The 6,275-nt window shown below is 42.1% G+C and carries 4 protein-coding genes; 3 read left to right on the forward strand and 1 reads right to left on the reverse strand.

Features of this window, described 5'->3' with window-relative positions; all coding sequences use genetic code 11:
- Positions 1-53: 53 nt before the first annotated feature.
- Positions 54-1,001, reverse strand: a complete 948-nt coding sequence (locus AB6C75_RS16810) for an aldose 1-epimerase (RefSeq protein WP_372108300.1) — start codon at positions 999-1,001, stop codon at positions 54-56.
- Positions 1,002-1,065: 64 nt separating this feature from the next.
- On the opposite strand from AB6C75_RS16810, the gene AB6C75_RS16815 reads away from it, so the two are divergent.
- From AB6C75_RS16815 to AB6C75_RS16825, 3 genes are all read left to right on the forward strand, one after another.
- Positions 1,066-4,140, forward strand: a complete 3,075-nt coding sequence (locus AB6C75_RS16815; RefSeq protein ID WP_372108302.1) for a GH116 family glycosyl hydrolase — start codon at positions 1,066-1,068, stop codon at positions 4,138-4,140.
- Between the two features lie 96 nt (positions 4,141-4,236).
- Positions 4,237-5,250 carry a LacI family DNA-binding transcriptional regulator gene (locus AB6C75_RS16820; protein ID WP_004732795.1) on the forward strand — a complete coding sequence of 338 codons (1,014 nt, stop codon included), beginning with the start codon at positions 4,237-4,239 and terminating at the stop codon, positions 5,248-5,250.
- 476 nt (positions 5,251-5,726) lie between these two features.
- A complete protein-coding gene (locus AB6C75_RS16825) occupies positions 5,727-6,218 on the forward strand; it encodes a hypothetical protein (protein ID WP_108152363.1) in 492 nt (163 codons plus the stop codon).
- The last annotated feature ends 57 nt before the right edge of the window (positions 6,219-6,275 follow it).

Genomic DNA, 6,275 nt, shown 5'->3' on the forward strand with positions numbered 1-6,275 from the left:
GCGCCCTTTATTGCTTTTTGGTTTCTCTTTAGTGACGCTTTATTTTGGTTGCATCACTTTGGTTGATAGCTAGCTTGGCATTGCCAGGTAAAGGTTTGAGATTGGTTCGGACTAAGCGTCAATAAGCCAATCTGGTTATTGAATGCATCAGCTGGGCAAGTCATTGGTTCTATTGCAATACTTTGCTCGCTCGTCGGCGTGTACAGCTGAACGAATGGATAGCTTTCATCTTGTTGATAGCGAATAGCGGCAGACGAATCTGAGCGCGTAAACGCAAGTTGGTTGGTTGTCTTGGAATCAAATTCAAAGCAGTGGTTTAGGCTTTGATTGGTGAGTGAATCGTCCAAAGACAAACGATCAAAAGCGTGTTTTTCACCATTGGGTAGGTCGTTTTCGTGTATGACCTCAGAGCAAGGCGACATAGCGAGTCCACATTGTGCTAGCTCAGTACCGAGTGAAAAATAAGGGTGCCAAGCATCACCGAATGGGAAAGCTGAATCACCGATATTAGAGACGGTCGTTGAGGAAGAGAGTCTACCCGTGATGTCGATAGTTAAGGTGACTTCAAGGTTGAAAGCAAACGGGAAAGCAGGATGCAAAGACGACGTTTGATACTGCAACGTCACACTGGCGGATTCTTCAGTGGCTACGCTGTTTGTGATTGAAAAAGGTTGGTTGTAGAGCAGGCCATGTACGGCGTGATCAGACCAAGGGAAATTAGCTGGGAGTTGATGGTTTTGGTTATCGAAACTGTAACGACCTAAGTTTAAACGGTTTGGAAAAGGGAATAATTTAGCACTGCGGGAAAAGAACGGATGTTGGTTGATCAGTTCATCATAATTCTGATAACCACAAATAAAAGAGAATGGACTGTTATTTACGATATATTTATTAATAACAGCACCAAATCCATTGATTATTTGAAGTTCTATACCATGTTGGTGGTTTATTAATGTGACAGAGTCAATATTTCCAAATTTTTCATTTATAATTTTAAACATGTTGATGTCTCCATTTTTAAAAGATATTAACAAGAAGAAAAAAATATTCAATGGCGGTTTTAAAATGAATAATAAAATTCCATATACGAGCTACTCAGGAAATTCAGAACACTTGTGTAAAAAAGGTGATGCAGTTGAATTTATTCAACCTTGGTACACGCCAATTTCGACCACGCCAGAAAATACCGGTATGGCAGTCGGCGGAATTGGTAACACATTTACACTCACACCAAACGGGAAAACACCAAATTTCAGCTTTATTCCGGGGGTATTTGTCGACTGTTCAGAGCAAGTTGTTGATTTTAATGATTTTTATGCTTCAGTGATGAATGTACCGACCATCGATACGCTGCAAGTCAGTGATGAGCAAGATCTGAGTGTTCACCTAAACTTTTATCCTGCCTTGTTTGATGGCAAGAAGATCGAAAGCAAAAACATATCGAATGCGATTAACCTGATTCGAGCAGCATTAAAAAATGGTCGCTTCTACCAAGAAAATAAAGCTAACTTTACAAAGTGGAACGTTGAATTTTCAAATAAGACTCAATTATTGATTGAAGAAGATTCATCTTCAATAATTTGTCAATTATATGTCGCCTTAGATTTCTTTAATGGTTTATTAACAAATGATACAACGAAGTTATTATCGCTTACCGCGGGTGATAATAATCATATAGATAGTGTTAATGGCAGGGATATAGAATATCAAGCTTTGTATCCATTAGCTGAATATAAATACAGCAGCTTCGAAGATATTAATATAAAGCGAAAGGTAGTATCTCCGATCGTTAAAGAGAACAAACGCCTTTGTTCATTACCGATGCACTGGAATCACTTCGAATTAACCAATAATTCAACGCAAACTCGAGTTGTTACGCTTGCTCAACCGCTACAAAACTTGATTGGTTCAACCTATCAAAAAGGTCGCGATGGCATTCAAGATTCGGCTTGTACCTTATCTCAAAACCCTATCGCTCAGCAGCATGAAGTGGTTAACTTAAAAGGCGAAAGTCACAGCTTTACGGGTGTTCAGCTGTCTAGCCAATCGCCTTATCAGAGCGATATTGAAGGCGAAGTGGTGTTTGGTGTTCAAGCGGATAACCATTTGACGGAATCTGGTAAGGTTTCGATTTCTGTCAAACCAACGCTTTATACCTCTAAGACTGCTCAGCAAACAGAGTTCGCACTGAAAACAGGCCGTACCAACGCGGAATTCCAAACCGGCATTTACACAGGGCGTGAAGCGTTGAGCGCATTGGTGGTGGTTCAGGTTGAATTGGAAGCGGGTGAGTCTGTTGATCTGCGTTTTGCACAGGTGATGGCACACAGCAAAGTCATGCTTAATGGTTGGCACTCAGATAAGGCTTACACGCAATTCTACCCGCAAGTAAAGCCTGCATTACCTATGTTAGAAGACATGTTGCCAAAGCTCGAAACCATAGAGAAGCAGATCGTCGCACAACAAACAACTTTCCTAGAGCAAGCTCAAAACAAGATCTCGCAGCCTGAATCGGCACTTCGCTATGCGACGATGGCGATGAACTCATTGTCCTTCCTAGCGGAATCAACGGTATGGGATAAAGAAGATAAATTCTTGGTGAAAGAGTGTGTCGACTACCCATTCTTTAACTCTCTGGATGTGTACTTCTATGGCTCATTCTCGCTGCTTTATTTGCTGCCTGAGCTTGATGGCTGCGTGATGAAAGAATTCTCGAAAGCCATTTTGGCGGAAGACTTTACCGAGCGCCGATACTGGGAATACGAAGCGACGCCTAATGCCGAATTGATTGATGACAAGTACCAAGGTGTGCGTGCCATTCGAGGTGCGGTAATCCACGACTTAGGCAGCCCATTCGACATCCAGCCCGATGCTTATAGCTGGCACAACGTGAAAGAGTGGAAGGACTTAGCGCCGAAATACATTCTGATGGTGTACCGCCATTACCAAAACACCCAAGATATCTCTGTGGTTAAAGAGTGCTGGCAAGCAGTAACTGAAAGCATCGATTTCTTATCGAATTTGATCGCTGAAGGTGACGATTTACCGCTAACCCGTGGCACAGACGATACCTTTGATAACCTAGCTTCTCATGGCATTTCAATTTACTGTGCGAGTCTTTGGGTTGCTGGCTTGCAAGCGGCGAGTGAACTTGCACAATTGATGGGTGAAAGCGAGCTAGCTAACGGTTACTTAACACGTTCTAAAAAGGCGTTGGCAACCGTTGAGCAAAGCTTGTGGGATGACAAAGAGGGTTACTACCACTTCTTCGTGACGCCAGTTCAGGCCAAGCATCTAATCGGTGCGGGCTATCAAGCTCTGGAAACCTTAGGACTTTCATTGACTGGCGATGCGATTGCTGACAAGAACACGCTCAATACCTATCTCAATGAAACGGATACTTCCATCAGCATCAGTAAGGTATCTCAAAGAGTCTCTAAGAAATGCTTGCTGAGTGAGACTGCGCCACAAGCCTTTACTCAAGAATACTTAGATTTAGTGCCAGATTCTGACAACAGTTTTGGTGATGCCTTGTTGGCCGACAGTTACCTAAAGCTCATCGGCTTGGACGGTATTTTCCCGCAAGAGAACATCCAACGCGCACTAGACTATGTTTATAAGTACAACTTTGAAATCAACAGTCCTAAGCTTGGGGTTGCGAATATGACGTTGGCCGATGGTTCGCCACATGAGGCATTTCAGGCACAAGATGTGTGGATTGGTGTTCAGTTTAGTGTCGCAACAGCGTTGAACTTAGCGGGTAAATCGCAGCAAGCAGAAACATTGATGGATACCGTGTATACCGCACTCTATGACTATTCGAAAATTCCATTTGCAGCGCCAGAGGGGTTCAATTGCTCTGTGTCTGTCAATGAGAAAGATCTTATAGAAGCATTTAAATTGTCGCAAAATGATGCGAAAAACTGGCTAAGTGTACTTAAATGTCAAAACTGTGTGCTGTCTGACGGTCGTATCAACCCAACCTTGACGAAAGATACTGATAATTTTGTTAAAATGTTGAGCGGTGAAATCCCGCTAGAAAAGCTGGCTGGCTTGCACAAATGGCTACTGAGTACTGGCTTGAAATACACGGCTGGTCGCTACTTTAGACCGGGGATGATCTTCGCCTACTTGTATTAACTTAATGACACGATTTTCAGCTAAAGCAGTGGTATGCAGGTTGAAACTGATGGGGAGCTTAAAGCTCCCCGAATGTCACTTGATTAGGGTATCGAGATGCGCACTAAAACAAAAAAAACAACAGTATACGATGTAGCGAGGCTAGCTGGTGTTTCTCCCAGCACCGTGTCTCGCTTCCTTAATCGAACCACTTATGTGTCTGACGATAAAAGCCAAAATATTGAGCAAGCGATTAAAGACACGGGCTACAAACCTAATTTTCAAATGCAAGAAAACACCAACCGACGTTCACTCACCATTGGTGTATTGGTGCAACACCCTGACAGCCCTTATACCAGTCGTATTCTCAACGACATGGAGAAAACTCTGATCGCTCAAGGCTATTCGTTAGTGATCGCGACAGGGCATTGGCAGAAAAAGTTAGAAATGCACGCGTTGGAGTATCTCGCAAAAAGTAACGTGGATGGCATGATCATAGTGACAGGAAGCATTACTCAGGAAGAGATTGCCAAGTATGCACAAGACATTCCTATCGTGATGGTTGGCTACGATTTTGTTGAGAATAACGTCCGCTCCATCAACATTGATAACGTGTTGGGTGGCTACATGGCAACCTTACATTTACTGCAACAAGGGCATGTGAATATTGCTCATATTAAGGGGCTTTCAAGTCAACCTGATTCGGGAAATCGTTTTGAAGGCTATAAGAAAGCACTTCAAGAGGCGGGCATTAAAGTGATGCCAAAACTCGTTAAACAAGGTGATTTCAGTAGTGAATCTGGCTACGAGAAAACGGTCGAGTTGATTGAATCTAAGGTTCACTTCTCCGCCTTGTTTGCTGCTAATGACCAAACGGCTTACGGTGCGATTAAGGCGCTGTCTGACCACGGTTATAAAGTGCCAGAAGATGTGTCTGTGATTGGCTTTGATGACTTGCCGACGTCTAAGTATTTCACGCCAGCCCTGACGACGCTGAGACAGCCGATTGAAGAGATTGGTGAAGTGTGTGCTCAGTCGATCTTGAACTTGTTATCTGGCGAGCGGCATGAAGCTCGACTACCACCCATTGATTTAATCGTCAGAGAGTCGACCAAGTCATTGTATCGTTAATTTCAAGACAAGCCTCAAGGTGGTACGCCTGTGATGATTCACATTGATGTCAATGCGAACCATGGTGAAGGAATGCCGCTCAGTAAAGCTATCAATCTCACTGCTTGTATTTACGCGTTCACATTGTTCAATATGGGGCTGGTGAGCTAAAACATTTCTGCCCCAAAGTGAGCCAGAGAAGGATTGAGCTCAGCTTCAAATCCTGCAACTTGCCTTACTTTTCCTCATGCCTAGAGTTCCAACAATGTGGCTAAATTTTCTAATCCACAACAGACTGACCTTCAATCACACTTACGCACGAATATGTTGTTCAACTATTTCTAAGCTATTGAGTAATAGATAACTAAAGGAAAGTTTTTGATTGATAACGTGCTTTGAATCGTAAGCAATATGTGCTTGCTCGTTTTTTAACTATAAATTGGATTAAAACTGAATTATATGCATACTTTCAGTTGGTTAGAGATGTTTGGTGAGATATGCTGAATACATCAATTCGTGCTGGCACGATAGTAAAATGTTATATTTTTGGGGTTACGATGAAGTTTAGCAAGTTTCAAGAGAATGAAATTACTCGGTCTATAGATAAACTCAATGAACTTACACCTATTTCTGATCAAAGGTATAAAGAGTATGAGTCAGCAAAATTTAAAGGAGGCTTGGTTATTATATTTGGTTTTCTTGTAATTATTGCTACTTTATCAGGAAATAATGAAGTTCATAAAAGCATTGGTACATTAGGGGTCGGAGCATCACCTTTTCTATTTTTGGGTGGTTTTGCCTACATATGGAACGTGCGACAGAAATATCATAAAGCTATTTCAGTTTATACAAAGTATGAACAGCCTTTGCTCGCGTTTGGACTTGCGTATATACCTGCTAGTAGTTATAACAAAGAATCACGTCTTATTGTGATCGAGACTAATGATGAGTTTCACTTCAAGAAACCTACTGGTAGTAAAAAAACATAACTAATAAGGATTAAGGTGTTGCGTAGCCAACACTAAATCCCAAGTGTTGAACAAGCC

The organism is Vibrio sp. 10N.237.312.B06, assembly GCF_041464685.1.
GTDB lineage: Bacteria > Pseudomonadota > Gammaproteobacteria > Enterobacterales > Vibrionaceae > Vibrio > Vibrio tasmaniensis_A.

Coding starts and splice junctions, on each gene's coding strand:
- AB6C75_RS16825 (WP_108152363.1), top strand. CDS start 5,727: ATGCTGAATACATCAATTCGTGCTGGCACGATAGTAAAATGTTATATT.
- AB6C75_RS16820 (WP_004732795.1), top strand. CDS start 4,237: ATGCGCACTAAAACAAAAAAAACAACAGTATACGATGTAGCGAGGCTA.
- AB6C75_RS16810 (WP_372108300.1), bottom strand. CDS start 1,001: ATGTTTAAAATTATAAATGAAAAATTTGGAAATATTGACTCTGTCACA.
- AB6C75_RS16815 (WP_372108302.1), top strand. CDS start 1,066: ATGAATAATAAAATTCCATATACGAGCTACTCAGGAAATTCAGAACAC.